We start from the raw sequence: 24,197 nt of genomic DNA, 5'->3' as shown, positions 1-24,197 counted from the left end.
CTGGTGCGCACCGGGTATCAGGGAGGGCGCCGGTGCCGGACTGGCAGCGCTAACGGTGGCGGTGTCTGGTGACGAGCCCTAAGTCCGGGCCCTGGAAAAACCCGGCCGCCGAAAATGGCGGCTCGAGGCCCGAAGTCTGCCGTCGCGAAGGACGGCGAGGTCGGTCCGGGGCAAGAACACTGGCGGGGCGCCCGGAAGGCGCCACGTACTACTACAGAGAGGCCCCGACCCGGCGCCCCGCTTCCCACCTCCCGCAAGGGGAGTGCTCTTTGACAATGGCCAGGGCGGATTTCCGCAGCGTGGCGATGAAGAAGTGTATCAACGCGTTATCGCGTCATCGCGACTGCACCGCCGCCGTCATTCCGGCCGAGCGCAGCGAGAGCCGGAACCCATTGGTCGCCTGTCGTCGAGCACGGCCCGGTCCTCGTCCTGGACCGTTCACGCAGCCGAACCGGCGCTGCATCTTTCACCGCGGTCCGTGCGAACTCAGATCCGGGCCGTGCTCAATGCGCTGGGACTAATGGGTTCCGGGTCGGCGCTCGGCTTCGCCTCGCTGGCCCGGAATGACGAAGGCGGCGCCTTTGCCTCGCGCCGGGCCTGCCTTCAACGAAATTCGATTTCTCTCGTCGATGCGAAAACAGCTCGCGCTGCCTCCAGCTATCCACAAACTGGCCCTACACTGCGCGCCGGCAAACAGGTAAAAGGGCGCCATGAACACCCACGCCAAGATCCGCATCGGCCATTCGGCCTGTCCGCATGACTGCCCGTCGACCTGCGCGCTCGATGTCGAACTGCTCGGGCCCGACCGCATCGGCCGTGTGCATGGCGCCAAGGACAACAGCTACACGGCCGGCGTCGTCTGCGCCAAGGTGGCACGTTACGCCGACCGCATCCACCATCCCGACCGGCTGATGAAGCCGCTGGTGCGGGCCGGCGCCAAGGGCGACGGCCAGTGGAAGGAATCCAGCTGGGAAGCCGCGCTCGACCTCGTCGCCGAAAAATTCATCGCGGCCGAGGAAAAATACGGCTCCGAGACGGTATGGCCCTATTTCTACGCCGGCACGATGGGGCTGGTGCAGCGCGACGGCATCGAGCGGCTGCGCCACGCCAAGAAATATTCCGGCTTCTTCGGTTCGATCTGCACCAATCTTGCCTGGACCGGCTATGTCATGGGCACCGGCGCGCTGCGCGGCTCCGATCCGCGCGAAATGGGCCGTTCCGATTGCATCGTCGTCTGGGGCACAAATGCGGTGGTGACCCAGGTCAATGTGATGACGCATGCGATCAAGGCCCGCAAGGAACGCGGCGCCAAGATCGTCGTCATCGACATCTATGAAAACGCCACCATGAAGCAGGCCGACATGGGCCTGGTGCTGAAGCCCGGCACCGACGGCGCGCTCGCCTGCGCGGTCATGCATGTGCTGTTTCGCGAAAACATGGCCGACCGCGCCTATCTCGAAAAATACACCGACGACCCGAAGGGGCTGGAAGCGCATCTTGCCGACAAGACACCGGAATGGGCGGCGGCGATCACCGGCCTCACCGTTGCCGAGATCGAGGCTTTTGCCCGCCTGATCGGCACGACGAAAAAGACGTTCTTCCGGCTGGGTTATGGTTTCGCGCGCCAGCGCAACGGCTCGGTCAACATGCACGCCGCGCTTTCCATCGCCGCCGTCACCGGCTGCTGGCAATATGAGGGCGGCGGCGCTTTCCATTCCAATTCAGGCATTTCCGGCTTCAAGTTCAACAAGGACTTGCTCGAAGGCGACCGCTACCGCGACCCCAAGGTGCGCTATCTCGATCATTCGCGCATCGGTCCGGTGCTGACCAATGCCGAGGATGCGCTCTATGGCGGCCCGCCGGTGACGGCGATGCTGATCCAGAACACCAATCCCATGAACGTCGCGCCCGAACAGCGGCTGGTGCGCCAGGGGCTCCTGCGCGAGGACCTGTTCACCTGCGTGCACGAGCAATTCATGACCGACACGGCCAAGTTGGCCGACGTGGTGCTGCCGGCCACCATGTTTTTGGAGCATGACGACGTCTACAAGGGCGGCGGCAACCAGCACATCACGCTGGGTCCGAAGCTGATCGAGCCGCCGGTCGGCCCGCGCACCAACCATTATGTCATCGAGGAATTGGCCAAGCGTCTGGGCGTTTCGCACCTGCCGGGCTTCGGCCTGACCGAGAAGGAACACATCAACGCGCTGCTCAAGAACCGCGACCTCGATTTCGACACGCTGCGCGAACAGCGCTGGGCCGACATGCAGCCGGATTTCGAGACCGCGCATTTCCTGAAAGGTTTTGGCCATCCCGACGGCAAGTTCCGCTTCAAGCCGCAATGGAACGGCGGCGCGGCACCCAACAAGCCGCCGAAGAGCATGGGCATTTTCGGCCCGGTCGAACAGCTGCCGGAATTCCCCGACCATGTCGACCTGATCGAGGTGGCGGATGCCGAGCATCCGTTCCGCCTGGCGACCTCGCCGGCGCGCAATTACCTGAATTCCAGCTTCGCCGAGACGCCGGTGTCGCAGGCCAAGGAAGTTCGGCCGGAGCTTCTGATCCATCCTGACGATGCCGAGGTGCTCGGACTTGCCGAAGGCGCGCGCGTCGAGGTCGGCAACCGGCGCGGCGAGGTAGTGCTGCATACGAAGTTCTTCGCCGGGTTGAAGCGTGGCGTCGTCATCGCCGAGGGCATCTGGCCGAATTCGGCGCATGAGCGCGGCGAGGGCATCAACGTGCTGACCGGCTCTGACGCGCCTGCGCCCTATGGCGGCGCGGCCGTTCACGACAACAAGGTCTGGGTGCGGGCGACTTAAGGCGCGGCACGAACCCGGCTTCGGTCGCAAGTTCAAAAAGATCGGGCGCCATCCACGGATGACGCCCGATCTCGTTCCAGGCGGAGCGTTTAGGCGGCGAGCGCGGCGCCGGTGTCGCGCAGCACGTCTTCCAGCGGGACCAGCCCCTTCATCGCGCCGCTGCCGATGGCCGGCTTGCCGTCCTCGATCGCCACGGCGAAGCGGAAGGCGGGATCGGCCTCGATCCGCTGGCGCAGCGCCAGGATGCGCGGATAGTCACGCGGGTCGATCGCCTTGTGGAACTCCACCCAGCGCGCCACGCCGGCAAACACCGCATCGGCAAGAGTCGGCTTGTCGCCGAGCAGATACGGGCTGTCGCCGATCATCGCCTCGAGCTGCTCGTGGCGCTTGGCGACGAAGCTGCGGCCGAATTTGCGTAGCGTCTCGCGCTCTTCCTCGGAGGCGTCGTCCGCCTCCAGCGCCACCCACATGGAGAAGAACGCGCCGGTGAAGCCGGTGTTGAGGAAGGCGATGTACTGGTGCATGCGGTCAGCTTCCGGCGTGCCGGGTTCGAAGCTGATGCGGCGCTCGGTGTCGCGCGCCTCCAGCCACAGCGCGATCGCCATGGTCTCGGTCAGCACGCGGCCCTCATCGGTGATCAGCACAGGCGTTTCCACCCGGCCGTTCAGGCGCTTGTAGGGGGCCTCGCGCATCTCGCCCAGCATGTCCACGCGGGTCAGGCGGTAGGGCTGGCCGAGCCATTCGAAGGCGGCGACGAGCCCGGCGGACGAGCCGAGCGGAAAGCCGGAGGTGAAGATCGGTTCGGAAATCGGTTTCATTTTGGTTCTCCGTTGTTGATGCAACGGATATAGATTCGTGGACTTTTGCCCGGTAGACTGACGAATTGAAACCCAATGTCTGCATGCGGAGACTTTGATGCTGAACCTCAACGATCTCCAGTTCTTTACCCAGGCGGTCGATAGCGGCGGCTTCGCATCCGCGGCCCGGCGCCTTGGCTTTCCGAAATCGACGATCAGCAAGCGGGTGGCCGCGCTGGAGGCGACACTCGGGGTGCAACTGATCCACCGCACGTCGCGCAATTTCACGCTGACCGATGTCGGACGCGACGTCTACGATCATGCCCGCGCCGCGATGATCGAGGCGGAAGCGGCCGAGGCCGTCGTGCATCGGCGCCTGGCGGAACCGAGCGGCATTGTGCGGATCACGACATCGGTACCGACCGCCCAGTTCCGGCTGGCGCCGCGCTTGCCGCTGCTTGCGCGCCAATATCCGAAGCTGCGTGTCCAGCTTCATGTCACCGATCGTTTCGTCGATCTGGTGCAGGACGGTTTCGACATCGCGGTCCGCAGCCATTTCGGGCCGCTGCCGGATTCCGATCTCGTCCATCGGCGCATGGGCAAGGAGAAGATCACGCTGGTCGCGGCGCCGTCCTATATCGCGGAGCGCGGCGAGCCTGCGACGCCCGAGGCCCTGAGCGACCATGAAGGATTGTTCAACAACATGACGATCAAGGCCTGGCGCCTCAGCGACGCGGAGGGGCGCACGGTTGAGGTCACCCCGCAGCCGCGCCTCTATGCGGACGAATCCGTACCGCTGTTGATGGCGGCGGAAGCGGGGCTGGGCGTCGTCTGCCTGCCGGAAATGATCTCGGCGCAGGCGCGGCGGCAAGGACGGTTGGTGCGGGTATTGCCGGGGTGGACCGCAGGCAGCGTCATCACCTCGATCCTGACGCCGCAAAAGCGCGGACAGCTTCCCGCCGTGCGCGCAGTGATCGATTTCCTGCTGCAGAAGGAGACGGTCGATACCTATGCGGCGGGATGGATGCATGGTTGATCGAAGCGCATCCGCGCGAGCCCGTGTCTTCCAATCGTTGCCAATATCGGTCTAGCGTGGGCCCGGATGCGATTTGGAGATTGCGATGAGCGGCGACCACCAGCACGGCGATCTTGAGACGACACCGGCCTCGCGACTGTGGATGGCGCTCGGGCTGACCGGCACCTTCCTGATCGTCGAGATCGTCGGCGGCATCGTTACCGGCAGCCTGGCGCTGATTTCCGACGCCATGCACATGCTGACCGACGCCATGGCCCTTGCCATCGCGTTGCTTGCCATTCGCATCGGCCGCCGGCAGGCGGATTTGCTGCGCACCTACGGCTACGCCCGCTTCGAGATACTGGCAGCGGCCTTCAACGCCATGCTGTTGCTGGCGGTGGCGTTCTACATTCTCTACGAGGCCTACAAGCGGTTGTTCGAGACGCAGGAGATCGCCTCGCTCGGCATGCTGGCCATCGCTGTTGTCGGCCTGCTGGTCAACCTGACGTCGATGCGACTGCTCACCAGCCACAAGGACAAGAGCCTCAACGTCAAGGGCGCCTATCTGGAAGTCTGGGCCGACATGCTGGGTTCGGTCGGCGTCATTGCCGGCGCGATCATCATCTGGCTGACCGGCTGGCAATGGGTGGATTCGCTGATCGCCGTCGGCATCGGCTTCATGGTCTTCCCGCGCACCTGGGTGCTGCTCAAGGAATGCGTCAACATCCTGCTCGAAGGCGTGCCGCCGGGCATGAAACTGTCGGAGGTCGAGGCTGCGATCGCCGGAACTCCTGGCGTCGCCTCGGTGCATGACCTGCATCTGTGGGCGATCACCCAGAGCAAGGTTTCGCTGACCGCGCATGCTGTGCTGGGCGAGGGCGCGGACGCCGAGACCGTTCGCCGGGCGGCTGAAACGGTGCTGCGCGAAAAGTTCGATCTGCACCACACCACGCTGCAGATGGAGCGCGAGACCTGTTCGCCGCTCGAGGCCATTCATTAGAGCGCCGCGCGTCCAATTGGACGCGCAAAGGACGCTCTAACGCTTTGAATCTGCTGCATCGTGCCTGCCGAAAATCGAATCCGATTTTCTGGCCGATGCAGTATGCCATGCGGCATTTTGGCATCGGCGCTTGCTCCTCTAGTCACTAGAGCATCTATCTTTGGTCCATGGCGCCGGCTTCGGTGTCTTAACGGATCAAGGAGGCCGATATGAGTTGGCACGGTTCCAGACAGAACAAGCACGGCGGTGGTTACGGAAATGGCGGCCATGGCAGTGGCGGGCATGGTTCGGGTTCGGGATGGGGGCGTTCCGGGCATGATCGTCGGGAAAACTTTCGTGACGAGCAGCCACCAGCAGGCAATCAACCGCCGAGAGGCGAGCGGCCAACACGGACGATCGACATGATGCCCGCCGGAGCGGTGTCGAGCATCCCGGCCATGTCCAAATTCGCCATCGTTGCAGCCATCGGCATCTTCCTGGCCTGGACGCTCTTGGCGGTCGCGGCCTATGGCCTGGTTGACGTGCTGGGCGGCTGGCTGTCCACCAACAGCGGTGTTCTGCTGCAGGGTGGCAAGGATGTGGCCGGCGCGGTCGGTGTCGGCAAGGAACTGGTCGACAAGGTCGATGTGCAGGGCACGGCGTCGCTCGTGCAGCAGGTCCTGGCGGGAGCATTGGTCATCGCCCGGCCGGCGATCGTCGCGTTATGGCTGCTCGGCGCGCTGGCGATTGTCGCCGCACCGTTCGCGCTTCGGCGGATGGGCTTGTTGCGACGCTCCGGCCACTGATCCCGGCTGCGTTTAGCCGAGATCCTTCGGTCGCAGGAAATGGGTGAGGGTGGCAGCGCCGGAGTCGAGCCTTGCCCAGTCGCCATCATATTCGAAAAGCGCCAGGGCGCCGGTCGGGAATTTCTCGCTCAAGGCTTTCGCCAGCTTGCGGTGCGACGTGTCGGCGATGAGGCTTCCAGCCAGGGTTTCAAGGCCGGGATTGTGGCCGACCACCATCAGCGTCTCGTCGGCTTCGTTATTGTTGCGTATTTCGGCCAGGATCGCATCAGCCGGCGCCTCGTAGAGCGCGTGCGAGAAACTTGCCTCGGGTCGTGAGGTCCATTCACCGGAGACCAGGCGCCAGGTTTCGAGGGTGCGCTCCGCCGACGAGACCAGGGCGCGGTCGGGCAGCCAGTTGCGCTGCGCGATGGTGCGCCCCATCAGCAATGCTGCCTCGATGCCGCGCGGCGCCAGCGGGCGCTCGACATCGGCGAGATCGGGATTGTCCCAGCTCGACTTGGCGTGGCGCAGCAGAAGAAGCCGTTTCATGACATGATCCTTGCGAGTGTGGTCAGACACAAACCACAGCGATATGTCGGCGGCGTGTCGGCCTTAAGGCGTGATGCGCGCCAGATGCTCCAGATCGACCTCGGCACGCAGCGGATTGGGCGCGGCGACCACGGTGCCTGACAGCGTATCGTTTTCGGCAAGGCCGGTAAACACGGTGCGGCCTTCCGCCATGCGCGCCTTGCCTTCCGCGACGAGCTTCAGCGCCATCGGGTAGATGTGGTGCTCGGCTTTCAGCACGCGCGCGGCAAGTGCGTCTTCGCTGTCGCCGAGCAAGACGGGCACTGCGGCCTGCGCGATGATCGGTCCTTCGTCCATGGCCGGCGTGACGAAATGCACGGTGCAGCCATGGATGCGCATTCCGGTTTCCAGCGCGCGCCGATGCGTGTCCAGGCCCTTGAAGGCGGGCAGCAGCGCGGGGTGGATGTTGATCATCCGGCCCTGCCATTTCTCGACGAACGGCGTGGTGAGCAGGCGCATATAGCCGGCCAGCGCCACCAGTTCGGTGCCGAGACCGGCAAGGGCGGCGTCGATCGCGGCGTCATGCGCTTCCTTGCTAGCATGGTCGGCGCGGGGAATGACCTGCGCCGGAATGCCACGCGCGATGGCAAGGCCAATGCCGGCGGCGTCCGACCTGTCGGAGATGACGCCGACGATCTCGGCCGGGAAGTCGGGATTGGCGGCAGCGGCGATCAGCGCGGTCATGTTGGAGCCGCGGCCGGAAATGAGGATCGCGGTGCGCTTGCGTTGTGGTCTCATAGGCCGATCGTTCCCCGATAAAGCACGCCGCTGTCGCGGCGCGGCACGATGCGGCCGATCGGCGTCACCGTCTCGCCGGCCTCCTGCAAAACGGCGGCGACTTGCGCTGCCTGGCCCGAGGCCACCACCACGACCATGCCGATGCCGCAGTTGAAGGTGCGCATCATCTCGTGCGGCGCGACGCCGCCCGTCTTGGCCAGCCACGAGAAGACCGGCGGCACGTCGATGGCGTCGAGGTCGAGCTCGGCTGAAAATTCCTTGGGCAGCACGCGCGGGATGTTGTCGGGAAAACCGCCGCCGGTGATGTGCGCCAGCGCCTTGATGCCATGCGTGTTGCGGATCGCCCTGAGGATCGACTTCACATAGATGCGGGTCGGCTCGAGCAGGGCCTCGGCCAGCGTCATGCCGGGCGCGAATGGTGCCTTTGCATCCCAGGCGAGGCCGCTCGCGGCGACGATGCGGCGGATCAGCGAATAGCCGTTGGAATGCGGCCCGGACGAGGCAAGCCCAAGCAGGACATCGCCCTCGACGATGTCGTTGGTCGGCAGCAGTTGACCACGCTCAGCCGCGCCGACGGCGAAACCCGCGAGGTCGTAGTCCTTTTCCTGGTACATGCCGGGCATTTCGGCGGTTTCGCCGCCGATCAGCGCGCAGCCGGCCTGGCGGCAGCCTTCGGCGATGCCGCTGACAATGGCTACGCCGTGATCCGGGTCGAGCTTTCCGGTGGCGAAATAATCGAGGAAGAACAGCGGTTCGGCGCCCTGCACGACGAGGTCGTTGACGCACATGGCGACGAGGTCGATGCCGATCGTGTCATGCTTCCCGGCGTCGATGGCGATTTTCAGCTTGGTGCCGACGCCGTCATTGGCGGCCACCAGAACCGGGTCCGAGAAGCCCGCGGCCTTGAGGTCGAACAGGCCGCCGAAGCCGCCGATCTCGCCGTCGGCGCCCGGGCGGCGGGTTGCCCGCACCAGCGGCTTGATCTTTTCCACCATCAGGTTGCCGGCGTCGATGTCGACGCCTGCATCGGCATAGGTAAGCCCGTTGGTTCGTTCGTTCATCGCTGTTCCCTGCTTGCGGGACGGTCCGGCGGGATCGACCGGCACCACCTTACCGCGTCACGCGGCTCTTCGCACGAACCGTCCGCCCCCGCAACCGCAAGAGGGCGGCAGGCGCGGTCGCCCGAGACAAATCCGTGGATAGCGCGGCTTGGTGCGCTGGTCTCTTGCGGTTCGGGTCGCCTTCGCTCATGTATCGCAGAGAACAAAGACGGGTCGCCTGTTGGTAATCACAATTCCCAACCTGATCTCCATCCTCCGCCTGCTCTTGGTGCCGGGCGTGGTGCTGGCCATGCTGCAAGCGCGCTGGGACTGGGCTTTCGCCGGCTTCGTGGTCGCCGGCATATCGGACGGCGTCGATGGTTTCATTGCCCGCCAGTTCAACCAGCGCTCACGGCTCGGCGCCTATCTCGACCCGATGGCGGACAAGCTTTTGCTGGTTTCCGTCTTCGTCGTCCTCGGCCTGGTCAACCAACTGCCGCTATGGCTGGTCGTGGCGGTGGTTTCCCGCGACGGGCTGATCATCTGCGCGGTGGTGCTGTCGTCGGTGATGGGCCATCCGGTCGAAATGAAGCCCCTGCTGGTTTCCAAGGCAAACACCGCAATCCAGATCATCCTGGCGGCGGAGGTGCTGGCCGAACTCACCTTCGGCATGCATCTCGATCCGCTTCGCTCGGCCCTGATAATCCTGTCCGGGCTCTTGACCGTGGCTTCGGCCGCAGCCTATCTCGTGGCTTGGCTGAGGCATATGAGCGGTAATGGCGAAGGCAACACTTCCGGAACCTGAACACGACGCGGCCGAGGCCCTGGCCGCCGCCGCATTCCGTCGGCAACTGCGCTTCTGGCTAATCAGCGCCATTGGCTTGATCGGTTTCCTCTATCTGTTCAGCGATATCCTGCTGCCTTTCGTGGCCGGCATGGTGCTTGCCTATTTCCTGGATCCCGTCGCCGATCGGCTCGAACGGCTTGGGCTGTCGCGTGTCATGGCGACGGTGGTGATCCTGATTGGCTTCATCGTCACCCTGGTTCTGGCCTTCGTGATCCTGGTGCCGGTGCTCGCCTCGCAGATGGCGGGTTTTGCCGCCAAGCTGCCCGAATATCTGACCCGCCTGCAGACGCTGGTCACCAGCTTCGATCCGAAATGGCTGGAACAGAAATTCGGCGTCGACGCAGCAGGGCTGAGGGAAGGGCTGAATTCGGCGCTGACCTCCGGCCTCGGCCTGCTGACCACCGTGTTCCAGTCGCTGTGGAATTCCGGCAAGGCGCTGGTTTCGGTGGTGTCGCTGTTCGTGATCACACCTGTGGTCGCCTTCTACATGCTGCTCGACTGGGACCGCATGGTCGGGACCGTCGACAAATGGGTGCCGCGCGATCATGTCGAGACGGTGCGCCAGATCGCCACCGACATTAACACGGCCACCGCCGGTTTCGTGCGCGGGCAGGGCACGCTCTGCCTTGTACTCGGCGCGATGTATGCGATCGGGCTGACGCTGACCGGCCTCAATTTCGGTATCCTGATCGGCCTGTTCGCCGGCCTGATCTCCTTCATTCCCTATGTCGGTTCGCTGACCGGCCTTGTTCTGGCGCTGGGCGTGGCGCTCGTCCAGTTCTGGCCGGATTGGGCGATGATCGTCGCCGTTGCCGGCGTCTTCTTCGTCGGACAGTTCATCGAGGGCAACATCTTGTCGCCGAAGCTGGTCGGCAAGAGCGTTGGGCTCCATCCGGTGTGGCTGATGTTCGCGCTGTTCGCCTTCGGCGCGCTGTTCGGCTTTGTCGGCCTGCTGATCGCGGTGCCTGCGGCTGCCGCCATCGCCGTGCTCGTCCGCTTCGCCATCTCCCGCTATCTCGAATCGCCGCTCTACAAGGGGCACGGTATCGAGCCACCACCTCTGGCCAGCCGGCGCGACAAGGCGCGGCGCGGATAAACCAGCCCATGGAACGGCCACGACAGATTCCGCTCGATCTCGGGCACGGCACCGCCTATTCGCGTGACGATCTGGTGGTTTCCAGCTCCAATGCGGAAGCCGCCGCGCTGGTCGACCGCTGGCCGGACTGGCCTGCGCCGGTCGTCGTGCTGGCCGGACCCGCCGGCTCGGGCAAGACGCATCTGGCAGCGATCTGGCGCGAGATGGCCGATGCACGGGTTGTCGAAGCCGGGCAGGTCGAAGCGGCCGCGGCGACATTCGATGGCCGGCCGGTGCTGGTCGACGACATTGACACCGGTACGCTGGACCAGGAAGGGCTGTTCCATCTCATCAATGCGGTGCGCGGCGGCGGTTCGCAATTATTGCTCACCGCCCGGCGCTTTCCCGCCGCCTGGGGCGCGACGCTGCCGGATCTCGTATCCCGGCTGAAGGCGGCTGCGACCGTCGAAATCCACGAGCCGGACGACGTACTGCTCGCCGGCGTCATCACCAAGCTGTTCGCCGACCGTCAGGTCGAGGTCGAGCCGCACGTCGTGCAATATCTGGTCCGGCGCATCGAACGGTCGCTCGCCACCGCCATGCGTGTGGTCGAGCGTCTCGACCGGCTGGCGCTCGAGGAAAAGGCGCGCATCACACGCAGCATGGCGGCCGATGCCGTCAACGCGCTTGACGAGGGGCAGGGCGAGTTCGAGTTGTGAGCGTGCGTTTCCTTCTCCCCTTGTGGGAGAAGGTGGCTGAGCCGAAGGCGAGGTCGGATGAGGGGTGCTGGACGGAGTGCGGCCTCGCGGGATGTCGGGTGTTCTTAAGCCAATGCGCTGGCTCTGAAACGTCTCATTTCTTCCAGCACCCCTCATCCGTCTCGGCGCTGCGCGCCGAGCCACCTTCTCCCACAAGGGGAGAAGGAGCAGGCACCAGTCAGCCAGCCTCCACTCTATTTCCGCTCTCCGGATCGAAGATGTGCTGGACGGCCGGTTCGACGGCAAGGCGAACCGTCTGGCCTGGCGCCAGCCCGGGGCGGCCGATGGCGTAGATGCGCAACTGCTCGCCGGCCACCCGCACGTAATATTGCGTCGACATGCCGAGCGGTTCCACGACTTCGACTTCGGCCTTGAGCGGGCCGTCGTCGACGATCCGGATATCCTCCGGCCGCACACCGAGCGTCAGCGAAGCTCCTTCTTGCAGCGGCAGCCCGTCGGGCAGGCGAAGCTTCTGGCCGTCGGTGAACAAGGCCTGGCCGATGTTCTGCCTGACCATCGTCGCCTGCAGGAAATTCATCGCCGGCGAGCCGATGAAGCCGGCGACGAAGATGTTGGCAGGCTTGTCGTAGAGTTCCAGCGGCGCGCCAACCTGCTGCACATTGCCATTGTGCATGACGACGATGCGGTCGGCCATGGTCATGGCCTCGGTCTGGTCGTGGGTGACGTAGATCGAGGTGGTCTTAAGCTGCTGGTGCAACGCCTTGATTTCAGTACGCATATGGGTGCGCAGCTTGGCATCCAGATTGGACAGCGGCTCGTCGAACAGGAACACCTGCGGATCGCGCACGATGGCGCGGCCCATGGCGACACGCTGGCGCTGGCCGCCGGAGAGCTGGCGGGGCAGGCGCTCCAGCAAGGGTTCCAGCCCCAGTCGCTTGGCAGCTCCATCGACCCGCGTCTCGATCGAGGTCTTGTCGGCCTTCCGAAGCATGAGGCTAAAACCCATGTTGGAAGAAACGTTCATATGCGGATAAAGCGCATAGGACTGGAACACCATGGCGATGTCGCGGTCTTTCGGCGCGACGTCGTTGACGACACGCTCGCCGATGCGGATGTCGCCGCCCGAAACCTCCTCCAGGCCGGCGATCATGCGCAAAAGGGTGGATTTGCCACAACCCGACGGGCCGACCAGCACGACGAACTCACCGTCCGCGATCTTGAGATCGACCTCGTTGAGCACGCGCACGACGCCATAGTCCTTCTTGACCTTTTCCAGCGTGACGGAAGCCATGAATTACCCCTTGACCGCACCGGCGGTGAGCCCGGTGACGAGATAGCGTTGCAGGAAGGCGAAGAAGATGCAGACCGGGATCAGCGCCAGCACCGAAGCGGCCATCATCTGACCCCAGTCGACCGCGAACTTGCCGATATAGGTGAGCAGGCCGACGGCGAAGGTCTTCTTGTCATCGCTCGAGATCAGCATCAGCGCGAACAGGAGTTCGCTCCAGGCTGCGGTGAAGACGAAACCCAGCGTCGCGCCCATGCCGGGCAAGGTCAGCGGCACGATCACCCTGCGCATCGCCTGGGCGCGCGTGCAGCCATCGATCATGGCGGCCTCTTCGAGGTCCTTCGGAATGCCATCGAAGAACGATTGCATCAGGAAGGTGGCGAAAGCGGTGTTGAAGGCCGTGTAGATGATGATCAGGCCGGTCAGGCTGTTGATCAGCCCGATCTGGCCCATCATGCGGTAGATCGGCGGGATGACCATGACCAGCGGAAAGGTCTGCGTCAGCAACAGCATGATGGCGAGCGCCGCCTTGCCGCGGAAGGTGAAGCGCGACATGGCGTAGCCGGCCAGCGTGGCGATGACGGTGACCAGTGCCGCCGTCGACACGGAGACGATGACGCTGTTCATGAAATAGCGCGGAAAGTCGGTGGCGGAGAGCACGGTCGAGAAGTTCGCGAAGGTCGTTCGCGACGGCCACAGCGTGATGCCCTCCGAATAGAGCAGCGAGGTCGGCGTGACCGAGATTTTCAGCGTCCAGTAGATCGGAAACAGCGCGAACAGCACATAGGCGGCGATCGCGACATAGAGGCCGATGCCGCCGATCAAGCGCGAGGATTGGGTTTGTCCGGCAATCATCAGACATGCCTCACTAATGTGCGACGGATGCCGATGAGCACGATCGCGTAGAGGATCAGGAGGACAAGCAGAAGCACGGCCATCGCCGAGGCGTAGCCCTTGTCCAGCGATTTGAAGGCGCTGACATAGATGTAGACCGGCATCGTCGCGGTCGAACCGGCCGGCCCGCCCTCGGTCATGACGAAGATGAGGTCGGCGAAGGTGGCGATCCAGATCGTGCGCAGCATCACCGTGATGGCAATCGTCGGCGCAAGGAAGGGCAGCGTCACCTTGGTGAAGCGTTGCCAGGGCGTGGCGCCGTCGATGGCCGCCGCCTCATGCAGTTCCGAAGGGATCGATTTCAGCGCCGCCAGCAAGGTGATGGCGAAAAACGGGATGCCGAACCAGACATTGGCGATGATCGGCCCCCACATGGCGGTTGCCGGGTCGGACAGAATGTTCGTCGGCTCCGCCTTCAGCCCCAGCGCGTAGAGCCAGTGCGGCACGGGTCCGATGATCGGGTTGAACAGCCAGGCCCAGGTGAGGCCGGAAAGGAAGGAAGGCACCGCCCAGGGCAGGAACACCAGCGCCTGGACAACGCGGCGGCCGGCGAAGGGCTTGTCGAGCAACAGCGCCAGGCCCAGTCCGAGGAAAAACTGGAAGAACAGGCTGGCGATGGTCCACCAGGCGGTGTTGACCAGGGCCTCGCGCAGCAGCGGGTCGGTCAGCATGGCCTGGTATTGGCCGAGCCCGACATACTCCGATTTGAAGGCGGAGAATTTTCGGAACGAATAGCTGATGCCGATGATCAGCGGCACCAAAAGCACCGTCACCAAAAGCACGATGGCAGGGCTGAGATAGAGCCACGGCTCGAACGACGCAAAGGACAGGCCCTTGCGGCGCGGCGGTGCGATGTCGATGGCGACGGTCATGAAAACACTCAGCGTTTGGCGAAACCAATGCGTGCGGCGGTCTCTCCCCGTTTATGGGGGAGAGATGTCCGGCAGGGCAGCGAGGGGCGGAGCGAACCCGGGAGAGTTTGGCGCTGCCGCCCCTCATCCGGCCCTTCGGGCCGTTCTGCGGGCCTCCCCACGGATGGGGAGAAGGACCAAGAGCTTACTTCTTGTTCTTGGCCATCCAGTCCTGCTGTTCCTTGGTCATGTAGGCCGCCCATTCGTCAGCCACTTCCTTGGCCGGACGCTTGCCGAGCAGCACTTCCTGGAAGCCCTTGATCGCGATCTGGTCGACGAAGTTGCCGAGGTTCTCCAGATGGGTCGGTGGGGTGACGAACTCATACTTGTCGCCGCCATTCAGTTCCTCGAACCAGCCCTTGAACTGCTCGGTCTTGAAATAGGCGTCCTGTTCGGCGCCGTTGTGGATCGGCAGTACGCCGACCATCTTGGCCCAATCGATATTGCCCTTCGGCGAGAGCAAGGTTTCCATCAGCTTCCAGGACTGGTCCTTCACTTTGGAATTGGCGAACATCGCCCAGCCGCTGTAACCCAGCGTCGGGAAGGATTTGCCGCCCGGCCCGGCGGGCACCGGAGCGACGGCGAAATCGTCCTTGTTCATCTTCTCGGCAACACCGATCAGCGCGTCCGGATCCTGGTCGAGCATGGCGCAGGTGCCGGTGTAGAAGCCGGTCACCGTCTCGTTGAAGCCCCAGCTGACGCTGTCCTTCGGCGCGTAGCCGTTCTTGTACATGTCGGCCAGCATCTGCAGGCCCTTGACCGAACCCGGATCGCTCATCAGCGACGTGCCGTCGGGATTGAAGTAGCCGCCCTTGCCGTTGGCGATGTTCATGAACATGTTGACGCCGAAAGTGGCGCCGGGGCCGCCGCGCAGGCAGTAGCCATATTTGCCGGGCAGGGCGGAGATCTTCTTGGAGTCCTCGACAAACTCATCCAAGGTCGTTGGGGCGTGGTCGAGGCCGGCCTCCTTGAACAGTTTCTTGTTCCAGAACATCGCCTTCAGATAGTAGCCGTAGGGGATCATGAACTGCTTGCCGCCCACGGTCGAGCCGAACTGGCGCGCGCGTTCGCCCAGCGTCTTGTTGTCCGGCCATTTCTCCATGTACGGGCCGAGGTCCTCCAGCATGCCGTTGTTGCCATAAAGGCCCATCCAGCGCTCCGGCATCTCGACCACGTCGGGCGTGTCGCCGGCCTGCACCATGGTCAGGAATTTTTCGTATGCCTGGCCCCAGGGCAGCGAGATGAGCTCCACTTTGACGCCTGGATTGGCGGTCTCGAATTCGGCGATCTGCTTCTTCAGGAATTCCGTCCGCGGCGGACTGGTAATGACCTCGACCATCTTGATCGTGGTGTCGGCAAAAGCGGCACCTGCCGAGATGGCAAGACCGGCAGCGGCCGCAAGCAATATCTTCATCGTCTTCATGTCACTCACTCCCATTGTTTGACATGTTATTTTTTTGATTTTTCAAAGGCTTGTGCGATGTCGCTCCACAAATCCTCGACATCTTCCAATCCGATGTTGACACGGATGGTTCTTGGGCTGACGCCGAAGCGCGCCATGGAATTCACTCCGGGCGTCTGTTCCAGGGAAGCCTTGGCCGGCACGACCAGGCTTTCATGGCCGCCCCACGACACGCCGATGCGGAAATAGGTCAATGCGTCGACAAAAGCCGGGATGTCGACGTCGTCGGTCACCTCGAAGGAGAACAGGCCGGTGTAACCGGCAAGCGTCGCCTTGCCCGGATGGTTCGAATAGACGGGATGATTGACGCGCTCGACCTTCCCGTGCGCCTTCAGCCGTTCGGCAATCGTCAGGCCGCTTTTCATGTGGTGCGGCAGGCGCAGCGGCAGCGTGCGCAAGCCGCGCAGCAGAAGCCAGGCGTCGAAGGGCGACAGCTTGCCGCCGAGATAGGAATAGGTCTGCTCGTTGATGCGGCGGATGTGGTCAGCCGAACCGGCCACGACGCCCGCAACAGTGTCGCTATGGCCGCCGAGATATTTCGAGGCCGAATGCAGGACGAGATCGACGCCATGCGCGATCGGCTTCTGGAAGACCGGCGTCGCCCAGGAATTGTCGATGGTGGTGACGATGCCGTGTTCCCTTGCCAACCGGGTCAGATGCGGCAGGTCCTGCAGCTCGAACATCATCGAGGTCGGGCTCTCGAGATAGAGCAGCTTGGCGCCGGGCAGGGCAGCGGCAACGGCGTCCGGGTCCGAGCCGTCGACATAGTCGACCTTGATGTTGAGGCGCGGCAGCAGGCGCTCGAACAGGCGATAGGCATCGCCATAGCAGTTGCGCACCGCAACGATGCGGTCGCCGGCGCCGACAAAGGCAAGCACGGTCGCGCTGATCGCCGCCATGCCGCTGGCGAAACCGCGTGCCGCTTCCGCGCCTTCCAGCGCCGCGACGCGTTTCTCGAACTCCATCACCGTCGGATTGTCGCCGCGCGAATAGATCGGCTGGCGCCGTTTGCCGGCAAAGGTGTCGGCCATTTCGGCGTAGCTGCCGAAGGTGAAGAGCGAGGTCTGGTAGATCGGCGGCACCACCGCGCCGCTGTCGAACGCATCGTCATGCGCCAGCAGCGTCGCGGCCTCGGCGATGTAATCGGTGTCGGGGATCGGGCGGTGGTCGTTCATGTCTGCCTTGCCTGTATTCTCGCCGCGCCGCGCCTGAGGTCGGCTTCCACGGTGGCGATCAGTTTCAGCGCTTCGGCGCGCGCGCCTTCGGGGTCGCGGGCGGCGATGCGCTCGTAAATGGTGCGGTGATAAGGAAACGAGGCGTGACCGAAGTCGCGCACGCCCAACGGATGTTCCCAGAAGCGGTGGAACATCTCGTGCATGGCTGAGATCAGCTGCTCGAACAGCGGGTTGCCGGAAGCACGGTAGATCGCCTGGTGGAACTCCCAGTCTTCGTCCGACGACATGCCGGCGCGGCTGTGGAAGGCTTCTTCCATCGCTTCCAGCTTGTGGTGGATGAGGTCGAGATCGGCAGGGCCGGTACGCAGCGCGCACAAAGCGGCGGCCTCGGCCTCCAAGGCGCGGCGCACCTCCAGCGTCTGCATCAGGCTGGCGAAGTCGTTGCCGCCAGCCAGCGTAAGCGGCATGTGCAGCATATGCGGGGAGACGGCCGCCTTGAGAAAGGTGCCGCTGCCTTGCCGGCGCTCGACCAGCCCAAGCCCTTCCCAGCGCGTTAAAGCCTCGCGAACCGTGTTGCGGCTGACCCTCAACCGGTCGGCCAGGATGCGCTCCGTGGGCAGCTTGTCGCCGGGGCCGAGCGTTTCCTGGAGAACGAAATCCGCCAACGCCGCCAGCACGGCGTCATCGCGCGCCGTGGTCTGGATCGGAGGGAGGCGGATCTGGCTCATGCAACATCCGATTGGATCAATGGTCCAACCAATTACACGGCAAAAACGGCGAGTCAATAACGCGTCGAATCGGTTTTTGTTGGCGAGGCGAGCCGGTGAGGTGATTCTGAATGCCGTAGGGAGGAATGCGCGCCACGATCGCGATCGGCCTGCCGTGGGCAGGGCCGAGCCGCCCTGCTGAGAGCAAGCTGTTGGTGGCGATTTTGGCTTGGTTGGTCGGAGTGGCAGGATTCGAACCTGCGACCCCCTGATCCCAAATCAGGTGCGCTACCAGGCTGCGCTACACTCCGGACCGGGTGTTGCCTAGTGTTTCGGCCACCACAAAGCAAGCCCAAAAACCATTGGTCTTGCGGTTAATTCCATTGCGCAGTAAGCACCGGGGAGGAAACGGCGCTGCCGCCGCACAACGAGGTCTCCATGTCCGCACGCATCTTCAGCCCAGCCAAGACCGCCATGCAGTCGGGCAAGGCAAGAACCGGCAACTGGGTGCTCGAATTCGACCCCGAGCAGCCGCGCAAGATCGATCCGCTGATGGGCTACACGACCTCCGGCGACATGAAGAGCCAGATCAAGCTGTCCTTCGACACGCGCGAGGAAGCCGTCGCCTATGCCGAGAAGCAGGGCTTGGCCTACAGGGTCGAGGAACCCAAGGAAGCCAAGCGCCGGCAGATTTCCTATGCGGACAATTTCCGCTATGACCGCCGTACGCCGTGGACGCACTGATTGCTGATCGTGGCGGCTTAAGCGGCTGATGGCAGTCGCTATCGCGAATTTTGACGGCGGTCTTCTACCGGTTTTAATTTTGCTGCCCCGGCTCGGGTCAGCCAGCGGTCCCGTAGCTCAGCTGGATAGAGCACCGGCCTTCTAAGCCGATGGTCACAGGTTCGAATCCTGTCGGGATCGCCAACTATTTTCCAATGTATTGGTTTGATTCGGATTTTTTGTTGCCGACGGTCGTGCCGCGATTAGGTGTGACTGAGCGTCGGTCGTGATCTGTTCGGTGATGTCACTGGCCTAACGCCTTTGATCAGCTCCGCGTGAATACATCTCGACCAAGGTGACACTCGCACTATGAAGATGGTGTGCCGATCGTCGCGACGCGCGACATTGTTACATTCGCTGGCCGTCGATAGCGCCTGTCATGATCGACCGTCTCGCCATCGACGACACCGAGCGAACCATCATCAATATACGGCCAACACCATCAGCTAGGACCGTGGCGGCCTGTCAAGTGTTCCGCCCGACCTAGGCCTTCTTCACAAATTCGGTCTTCAGCACCAGTCCTTTGACTTGTTTGGTGTTGGCCTCGACCTCGCCGGGATTGCCGTTCAGGCGGATGTTTTTGACCAGGGTTCCGCGCTTGAGCGTCTCCGAGGTCCCCTTGACCTTCAAATCCTTGATCAGCGTGACAGAATCCCCGTCGTTCAACTGCGTTCCGTTGCTGTCGCGTACCACTACATCGTCGGTCATGTTGCCATCTCCTGGGTTGGCCTCGCACTACACCACGGGGATGCTGCTCGCCAAGTGAAGCCGGAGCGATTTGGTCGAACTTAGGTCGAACCTGTGGGGGGTACTGTGGTGTCGCGGGAGGCGTTTTGCGCGGCTTAGCGCTACCTGAAAGCGCGGCCGGTTGCGTCGTACGATGGGAACCGCTGTTTGAATTCGTTTACGAACCGGGATTGCAGTTGGCGGAGGTTGGTGAGCAGGGCCTCTGAAAACTCGGAGAAATCTTCTGCTTGATCCAAGACGTCATGCAGGTTGAGCAGGACGTCGTGCATGCGCTCGTCGGGCTTGACGGCGATACCGTAAGCATCCCGATCAATGGTCATTTTGCCCTCCGACCCGCAACACATGCGCCTGCCTCTCGATGCAAATCCCGAGGCAGGCCGTTGGCTCACGCAGCGTCGGGCGATCGCTTCTTCTTGTCCTGCTGGTGTTTCTTGCTCTTTTCCAGCTCGCGCTTGCGCACGATTTCGACCAGGATCTGGTAGGCGGCCTCGGCCTCGCTTTTGCTCAGGCCCGCCAGGAGCTGGTTGGCGAACACGACAGGCTGATCCGTCTCGTTGTCCCAGATGGTCCAAAGGTCCGTTGGGTCCAAAACAAGCTCAAAACGTTCTTTCACGATCGCCTCCGTTCCTGCGTGCCCGGCAAGACGGGACACGGCGAGAGTGGTGCGCGATTCTATTGAATGAAAGATAAGTAAAATCAGTAGGATAAGATTAGAATTTTATCGAACTGTCGAATTTTCATCTGATCCGACCCGACATTGCGGCTCAATCGATAAAGATCAGTGAAACAGAGCCGCCGGCATGGCGCTCCAGCCGGCCCGCCAGGTCGAGTTCCAAAAGGACCATCGCAACCTGCGCCGGATGCAGGCCGGTATGGCGGATAATTTCGTCAATGTTTACAGGCGTTTGGCCGAGGGTCTCGACAACACGCTCACGCTCGCTGTCGCCAGGTGGCGGCGTCGCGGAAAAATCCGGCGGTTCTTCCACAGGCAATGTCGGCGTTGCATGCCCTCCAACCAGCGGCATCAGTGCGTTAAGCACGTCTGCGGTTTCGGTGACCAGAGTTGCGCCATCCTTAATAAGACCATTGGTGCCGCGGGCGCGTGGATCGAGCGGCGAGCCCGGCACCGCGAACACCAGCCGGCCCATTTCGCCGGCCAGCCGCGCGCTGATCAGCGAACCGGAACGGTCGGCGGCTTCGACGACGACCAGACCGAACGCCATTCCGGCCACCAGCCGGTTGCGGCGCGGGAAATCCTGCGCGCGCGGCTGCCATCCGAACGGCATTTCGGAGACGACCGCGCCTCGCTCGGTGATCTCCTCGAACAGGCCAAGGTTTTCTGGCGGGTAGGGGTGGTCGAGGCCGCCGGCCAGCACCGCGACGGTGCCCGTCGAAAGGCTGCCCTGATGGGCGGCGGTGTCGATGCCGCGTGCCAGGCCGGACACGATGGCATAACCTTCGCGGCCGAGTTCCGCCGCCAGCATGCGCGCCATCTTGATGCCGCCCAGAGAAGCGTTGCGGGCGCCGACGATGGCGACCGTCGGCAGGGCGAACACCGCGCCGACGCCCTTGATCGCCAGCACGGGCGGCGGGTGGTCCATGCGCTTCAGCAATGGTGGATAGTCAGGCTCGCCGATGCAGACGAAACGTGCCCCGGCCCGCCGGGCCGTTTCCATCTCGGCTTCCACCTCGGCGATGCTTGGGATCTTCGCCAGGCGGTTGGCGCCGCCGGAAAGCGTCAGCTCGGGCAGGAATTCGAGCGCTGTCTCGGCGGAACCGAAGCGGTTGATAAGGTCGCGGAACGATGCCGGGCCGACATTGGGCGTGCGGATCAGTCGAAGCCAGTTCAGCCGTTGCCGGTCGCTGAGATGCAGACCGGCGACAGGGCTGTTCATCCCTTGGCTCCGATCCGGCCCTCGGTGCCGGCTCTCAATCGTTCGATGTTGGCGCGGTGCTTGTAGAAGACGAGCACGCTCATCAGGGCGAAGGCGAGACCGTATTCAAGGTGGCCAAGGGCGAAGAGCGCGACCGGCACGACCACGCAGGCCGTCAGCGCGGCGAGCGAGGAGTAGCGGAACAGCACCGCCATCGCCAGCCAGACGGCGGCGAAGATCAAGGCCACCTGCCAGGCAAGGCCGATCAGCACGCCGAGATAGGTGGCGACGCCCTTGCCGCCCTTGAAACCGAGCCAGACCGGGAAAATATGACCGATGAAGGCGCCGGCACCTGCCAATGCGCCGGCTTCCGCGCCATAGCGCGCGAAGATCAGCGCGGGAACGGTTCCCTTCAGCGCGTCGAGGACCAGCGTGGCCGCCGCCAGGCCCTTGTTGCCGGTGCGCAGCACGTTGGTGGCACCGATATTGCCGGAGCCGATCTTGCGGACATCACCAAGGCCGGCGGCGCGGGTGAGCAGCAATCCGAACGGGATCGAGCCGCACACATAGCCGACGATGGGCGCCAAGACCAAAATGAAAGACATAGTCCCCCCGGGGTTGCCCGCGCTTCTGGACGAGCGCTAGACGGAAAACACTGTGCGGCCTGCAACCAGTGTTTGCAAGACCTTGCCCTGCAGGCGCGCGCCTTCGAAACAGGTGTTCTTGGAACGCGAGCGGATGCCGGCTTCGCTGACGATCCACGGTTCGTTCAGGTCGACCAGCACGAGATCGGCCGGAGCACCAGGCTTCAGCGTGCCGCCGGGCAAGCCGAACAGCCTGGCTGGTGCCGTCGACAGCACCTCGATCACCCTGAGCAGCGGCAGGTCTTCATTGTGGTAGAGGCGCAATGCCACGGCGAGCAGCGTTTCGAGGCCGACAGCGCCGGCCGCGGCATCGGCGAAGGGCAGGCGCTTGGTGTCGACGTCCTGGGGATCGTGCGAGGAGACGACGATGTCAATGGTTCCGTCCTTCAGCGCCTCGATCATCGCCTGCCGGTCCTCTTCGGCGCGCAGCGGCGGCATCAGCCGGAAGAAGGTGCGGTATTGACCGACGTCATTCTCGTTGAGCGCCAGATTGTGGATGGCGATGCCGGCCGTCACATTGGCGCCGTCGGCCTTGGCGCGCGCGATCGCCGCCGCCGACATCGCCGTGGAAATCTTTGCGGCGTGATAATTGCCCCTGGTGAGCCGGGCGAGCGCCAGATCGCGCTCCAGCGGGATCAGTTCGGCCTCGCGCGGGATGCCCGAAAGGCCGAGCCAGCTGGCATAGAGCCCTTCGTTCATGACGCCAGCGGAAGCGAGGTCCACATCGTGCGTCTCATGGGCGATCACCGCGCCGAAATCGCGCGCATAGGTCAGTGCCCGGCGCATCACCAGCGAATTGGCGATGGTGTGGCGCCCGTCGGTGAAGGCGACGGCGCCTGCCTCGCGCAGCAGGCCGAATTCCGTCATCTCGCGGCCGGCAAGCCCTTTGGTGACGGCTGCCGCCGGAAAGACATTGACGCTCGCCGTATCCTTGGCCGTGCGCAAAACGAATTCGACCAGCGCGACCGTGTCGATCGCCGGGTCGGTGTCGGGCATCATCACCAGCGAGGTAACGCCGCCGGCGGCTGCCGCCTGGCTGGCCGAGCGGATCGTCTCGCGGTGTTCGCCGCCCGGTTCGCCGATGAAGACACGCGCGTCGACCAGGCCCGGAATGATCGCCTTGCCGGCGCAGTCGATGATCTGCGCGCCTTCCGGAATGCCCTGGTTCAGTGTTGCCGCGCCGGCCGCCAGAATGGTCTTGCCGTCGACGATGACGGTGCCGACCTCGTCGATACCGCGCGACGGATCGACGATGCGGGCGCGCTGGAAAACCGTTTTCGTCATGCGCCGCGGCCCTCCTGGTTGCGGCGTGGGTCGAGCAGGGCCTCCATCACCGCCATGCGCACGGCAACGCCCATCTCGACCTGTTCCTGGATGACGCTTTGCGGCCCGTCCGCCACTTCCGAGGCGATTTCGACGCCCCGGTTCATCGGCCCGGGATGCATGACCAGCGCATCGTCCTTGGCGGCTTTGAGCTTCTCGGCATCGAGGCCGAAGTAGCGGAAATATTCGCGCACCGAGGGCACGAATGCGCCCTCCATGCGTTCGCGCTGCAGGCGCAGCATCATCACCACGTCGGCGTCCTTAAGTCCCTCGGCCATGGAACGGGCAACGATGACGCCCATGCGCTCGATGCCGGAGGGCAGGAGCGTCGAAGGCGCGACGACGCGCACCTGCGCACCCAGCGCATTGAGCAGGATGATGTTGGAACGGGCGACGCGCGAATGCAGGATATCGCCGCAGATCGCCACGATAAGTTTTGACAACGGCCCCTTGGCGCGGCGGATGGTGAGCGCGTCGAGCAGCGCTTGCGTCGGGTGCTCATGCGTGCCGTCGCCGGCATTGACCACCGAGCAACCGACCTTTTGCGCGAGCAGGGCGGCCGCGCCCGCCGACTGGTGCCGGATGATCAAAATGTCCGGCCGCATGGCGTTCAGCGTGATCGCGGTGTCGATCAGCGTTTCGCCTTTCTTCACCGAGGACGAGGCGACCGACATGTTCATGACGTCGGCACCAAGCCGTTTGCCGGCCAGTTCGAAGGACGACTGCGTGCGCGTCGAGGCTTCGTAGAACAGGTTTATCTGGGTGCGCCCGCGCAGGGTCGAGGTCTTCTTCTCGGACTGGCGCGAAATCGCCACGGCGCGGTCGGCGCGGTCCAGAAGCAGTTCGATGTCGGCGGGAGAAAGGTCGCTGATGCCCAGGAGGTGGCGGTGCGGATACAGCGGAAGGGACGAAGCGTCGGTCATCTCAAGGGGGTGCTATAGGGCGGGTGCGTTCCCCCCGCAAGCGCCCGCTTCGGATAGAGTGGCT

25 protein-coding genes and 2 tRNA genes are annotated in these 24,197 nt (G+C 63.8%); 9 read left to right on the top strand and 18 right to left on the bottom strand.

Annotated elements, in window-relative coordinates:
- The first annotated feature begins 710 nt into the window (after nucleotides 1–710).
- Entirely contained in the window at nucleotides 711–2,819 is a 2,109-nt protein-coding gene (locus AB4136_RS27280; protein WP_024926951.1) for a molybdopterin-containing oxidoreductase family protein, read from the top strand.
- Between the two features lie 89 nt (nucleotides 2,820–2,908).
- Here the strand turns inward: AB4136_RS27280 and AB4136_RS27275 are convergent, their stop codons facing one another.
- Entirely contained in the window at nucleotides 2,909–3,637 is a 729-nt protein-coding gene (locus AB4136_RS27275; protein ID WP_024926950.1) for a glutathione S-transferase family protein, read from the bottom strand.
- A gap of 97 nt (nucleotides 3,638–3,734) precedes the next feature.
- Between AB4136_RS27275 and AB4136_RS27270 the strand changes: the two genes are divergently transcribed.
- The 3 genes from AB4136_RS27270 (at nucleotide 3,735) to AB4136_RS27260 (ending at nucleotide 6,416) form a co-directional block, all read left to right on the top strand.
- Nucleotides 3,735–4,652 (top strand): LysR family transcriptional regulator, encoded by a 918-nt coding sequence (locus AB4136_RS27270; RefSeq protein ID WP_024926949.1) that lies wholly within the window; start codon nucleotides 3,735–3,737, stop codon nucleotides 4,650–4,652.
- An 85-nt stretch (nucleotides 4,653–4,737) separates the two neighbouring features.
- Nucleotides 4,738–5,631, top strand: a complete 894-nt coding sequence (locus AB4136_RS27265) for a cation diffusion facilitator family transporter (protein ID WP_024926948.1) — start codon at nucleotides 4,738–4,740, stop codon at nucleotides 5,629–5,631.
- 401 nt (nucleotides 5,632–6,032) lie between these two features.
- Nucleotides 6,033–6,416 (top strand): hypothetical protein, encoded by a 384-nt coding sequence (locus AB4136_RS27260; protein ID WP_024926947.1) that lies wholly within the window; start codon nucleotides 6,033–6,035, stop codon nucleotides 6,414–6,416.
- Nucleotides 6,417–6,428: 12 nt separating this feature from the next.
- On the opposite strand, the gene AB4136_RS27255 is transcribed toward AB4136_RS27260, so the two are convergent.
- The 3 genes from AB4136_RS27255 to purM all read right to left on the bottom strand — a co-directional run bounded on the left by AB4136_RS27255 (nucleotide 6,429) and on the right by purM (nucleotide 8,782).
- Entirely contained in the window at nucleotides 6,429–6,944 is a 516-nt protein-coding gene (locus tag AB4136_RS27255) for a SixA phosphatase family protein (RefSeq protein WP_024926946.1), read from the bottom strand.
- Nucleotides 6,945–7,007: 63 nt separating this feature from the next.
- Nucleotides 7,008–7,721, bottom strand: a complete 714-nt coding sequence (gene purN / locus AB4136_RS27250) for a phosphoribosylglycinamide formyltransferase (protein WP_024926945.1) — start codon at nucleotides 7,719–7,721, stop codon at nucleotides 7,008–7,010.
- Nucleotides 7,718–8,782, bottom strand: coding sequence for a phosphoribosylformylglycinamidine cyclo-ligase (gene purM / locus AB4136_RS27245; RefSeq protein WP_024926944.1), 1,065 nt, complete (start codon nucleotides 8,780–8,782; stop codon nucleotides 7,718–7,720). Before purM ends, purN begins: the two co-directional genes overlap by 4 nt.
- Nucleotides 8,783–9,008: 226 nt before the next feature.
- On the opposite strand from purM, the gene AB4136_RS27240 reads away from it, so the two are divergent.
- Genes AB4136_RS27240 through hdaA form a run of 3 tightly spaced genes read left to right on the top strand, consistent with a single transcriptional unit; the run spans nucleotide 9,009 to nucleotide 11,402 of the window.
- Nucleotides 9,009–9,566: a CDP-alcohol phosphatidyltransferase family protein gene (locus AB4136_RS27240; RefSeq protein WP_024926943.1), complete on the top strand. Its 558-nt coding sequence runs from the start codon at nucleotides 9,009–9,011 to the stop codon at nucleotides 9,564–9,566.
- Complete coding sequence (locus AB4136_RS27235; RefSeq protein WP_024926942.1) at nucleotides 9,538–10,704, top strand: AI-2E family transporter; 1,167 nt, start codon at nucleotides 9,538–9,540, stop codon at nucleotides 10,702–10,704. Before AB4136_RS27240 ends, AB4136_RS27235 begins: the two co-directional genes overlap by 29 nt.
- Before the next feature lie 8 nt (nucleotides 10,705–10,712).
- Nucleotides 10,713–11,402 (top strand): DnaA regulatory inactivator HdaA, encoded by a 690-nt coding sequence (gene hdaA, locus AB4136_RS27230; protein WP_036255353.1) that lies wholly within the window; start codon nucleotides 10,713–10,715, stop codon nucleotides 11,400–11,402.
- Between the two features lie 217 nt (nucleotides 11,403–11,619).
- Here hdaA and AB4136_RS27225 read toward each other — a convergent pair whose 3' ends face one another.
- The 7 genes from AB4136_RS27225 to AB4136_RS27195 form a co-directional block, all read right to left on the bottom strand.
- The gene (locus AB4136_RS27225; protein ID WP_024926940.1) at nucleotides 11,620–12,693 is read right to left on the bottom strand and encodes an ABC transporter ATP-binding protein; all 1,074 of its coding nucleotides are present in this window, start codon (nucleotides 12,691–12,693) and stop codon (nucleotides 11,620–11,622) included.
- 3 nt (nucleotides 12,694–12,696) lie between these two features.
- Nucleotides 12,697–13,545 (bottom strand): carbohydrate ABC transporter permease, encoded by an 849-nt coding sequence (locus tag AB4136_RS27220; protein WP_024926939.1) that lies wholly within the window; start codon nucleotides 13,543–13,545, stop codon nucleotides 12,697–12,699.
- Complete coding sequence (locus AB4136_RS27215; RefSeq protein WP_024926938.1) at nucleotides 13,545–14,456, bottom strand: carbohydrate ABC transporter permease; 912 nt, start codon at nucleotides 14,454–14,456, stop codon at nucleotides 13,545–13,547. The genes AB4136_RS27220 and AB4136_RS27215 overlap by 1 nt, the downstream gene beginning before the upstream one ends.
- Before the next feature lie 184 nt (nucleotides 14,457–14,640).
- Nucleotides 14,641–15,909, bottom strand: a complete 1,269-nt coding sequence (locus AB4136_RS27210; protein ID WP_024926937.1) for an ABC transporter substrate-binding protein — start codon at nucleotides 15,907–15,909, stop codon at nucleotides 14,641–14,643.
- Nucleotides 15,910–15,944: 35 nt separating this feature from the next.
- Nucleotides 15,945–17,132 carry a PLP-dependent transferase gene (locus tag AB4136_RS27205; protein ID WP_024926936.1) on the bottom strand — a complete coding sequence of 396 codons (1,188 nt, stop codon included), beginning with the start codon at nucleotides 17,130–17,132 and terminating at the stop codon, nucleotides 15,945–15,947.
- On the bottom strand, nucleotides 17,129–17,860 hold the full coding sequence (locus AB4136_RS27200) for a FadR/GntR family transcriptional regulator (protein ID WP_024926935.1): 732 nt from the start codon (nucleotides 17,858–17,860) through the stop codon (nucleotides 17,129–17,131). Before AB4136_RS27200 ends, AB4136_RS27205 begins: the two co-directional genes overlap by 4 nt.
- Before the next feature lie 213 nt (nucleotides 17,861–18,073).
- A tRNA-Pro gene (locus AB4136_RS27195) sits at nucleotides 18,074–18,150 on the bottom strand.
- Between the two features lie 127 nt (nucleotides 18,151–18,277).
- On the opposite strand from AB4136_RS27195, the gene AB4136_RS27190 reads away from it, so the two are divergent.
- The gene (locus AB4136_RS27190; protein WP_024926934.1) at nucleotides 18,278–18,583 is read left to right on the top strand and encodes an ETC complex I subunit; all 306 of its coding nucleotides are present in this window, start codon (nucleotides 18,278–18,280) and stop codon (nucleotides 18,581–18,583) included.
- A 106-nt stretch (nucleotides 18,584–18,689) separates the two neighbouring features.
- Nucleotides 18,690–18,766, top strand: a tRNA-Arg gene (locus AB4136_RS27185).
- A gap of 339 nt (nucleotides 18,767–19,105) precedes the next feature.
- On the opposite strand, the gene AB4136_RS27180 is transcribed toward AB4136_RS27185, so the two are convergent.
- From AB4136_RS27180 to AB4136_RS27150, 7 genes are all read right to left on the bottom strand, one after another.
- Complete coding sequence (locus AB4136_RS27180) at nucleotides 19,106–19,330, bottom strand: alkylphosphonate utilization protein (RefSeq protein WP_024926930.1); 225 nt, start codon at nucleotides 19,328–19,330, stop codon at nucleotides 19,106–19,108.
- A 140-nt stretch (nucleotides 19,331–19,470) separates the two neighbouring features.
- Nucleotides 19,471–19,689: a hypothetical protein gene (locus AB4136_RS27175; RefSeq protein WP_137900726.1), complete on the bottom strand. Its 219-nt coding sequence runs from the start codon at nucleotides 19,687–19,689 to the stop codon at nucleotides 19,471–19,473.
- A gap of 65 nt (nucleotides 19,690–19,754) precedes the next feature.
- Nucleotides 19,755–19,982 carry a hypothetical protein gene (locus AB4136_RS27170; RefSeq protein WP_024926928.1) on the bottom strand — a complete coding sequence of 76 codons (228 nt, stop codon included), beginning with the start codon at nucleotides 19,980–19,982 and terminating at the stop codon, nucleotides 19,755–19,757.
- A gap of 151 nt (nucleotides 19,983–20,133) precedes the next feature.
- Entirely contained in the window at nucleotides 20,134–21,264 is a 1,131-nt protein-coding gene (dprA, locus tag AB4136_RS27165) for a DNA-processing protein DprA (protein WP_137900725.1), read from the bottom strand.
- Nucleotides 21,261–21,848, bottom strand: coding sequence for a glycerol-3-phosphate 1-O-acyltransferase PlsY (gene plsY / locus AB4136_RS27160; RefSeq protein WP_137900724.1), 588 nt, complete (start codon nucleotides 21,846–21,848; stop codon nucleotides 21,261–21,263). Before plsY ends, dprA begins: the two co-directional genes overlap by 4 nt.
- 36 nt (nucleotides 21,849–21,884) lie before the next feature.
- Nucleotides 21,885–23,171: a dihydroorotase gene (locus tag AB4136_RS27155; protein WP_137900723.1), complete on the bottom strand. Its 1,287-nt coding sequence runs from the start codon at nucleotides 23,169–23,171 to the stop codon at nucleotides 21,885–21,887.
- Nucleotides 23,168–24,133: an aspartate carbamoyltransferase catalytic subunit gene (locus AB4136_RS27150; protein WP_024926924.1), complete on the bottom strand. Its 966-nt coding sequence runs from the start codon at nucleotides 24,131–24,133 to the stop codon at nucleotides 23,168–23,170. Before AB4136_RS27150 ends, AB4136_RS27155 begins: the two co-directional genes overlap by 4 nt.
- Nucleotides 24,134–24,197: the final 64 nt, after the last annotated feature.

Origin of the sequence: Mesorhizobium sp. 2RAF21 (genome assembly GCF_052115345.1) — a bacterium.
GTDB lineage: Bacteria > Pseudomonadota > Alphaproteobacteria > Rhizobiales > Rhizobiaceae > Mesorhizobium > Mesorhizobium terrae.
Note: the sequence above shows the minus strand (reverse complement) of the source record. Positions and strands in the feature narration are given on the sequence as shown.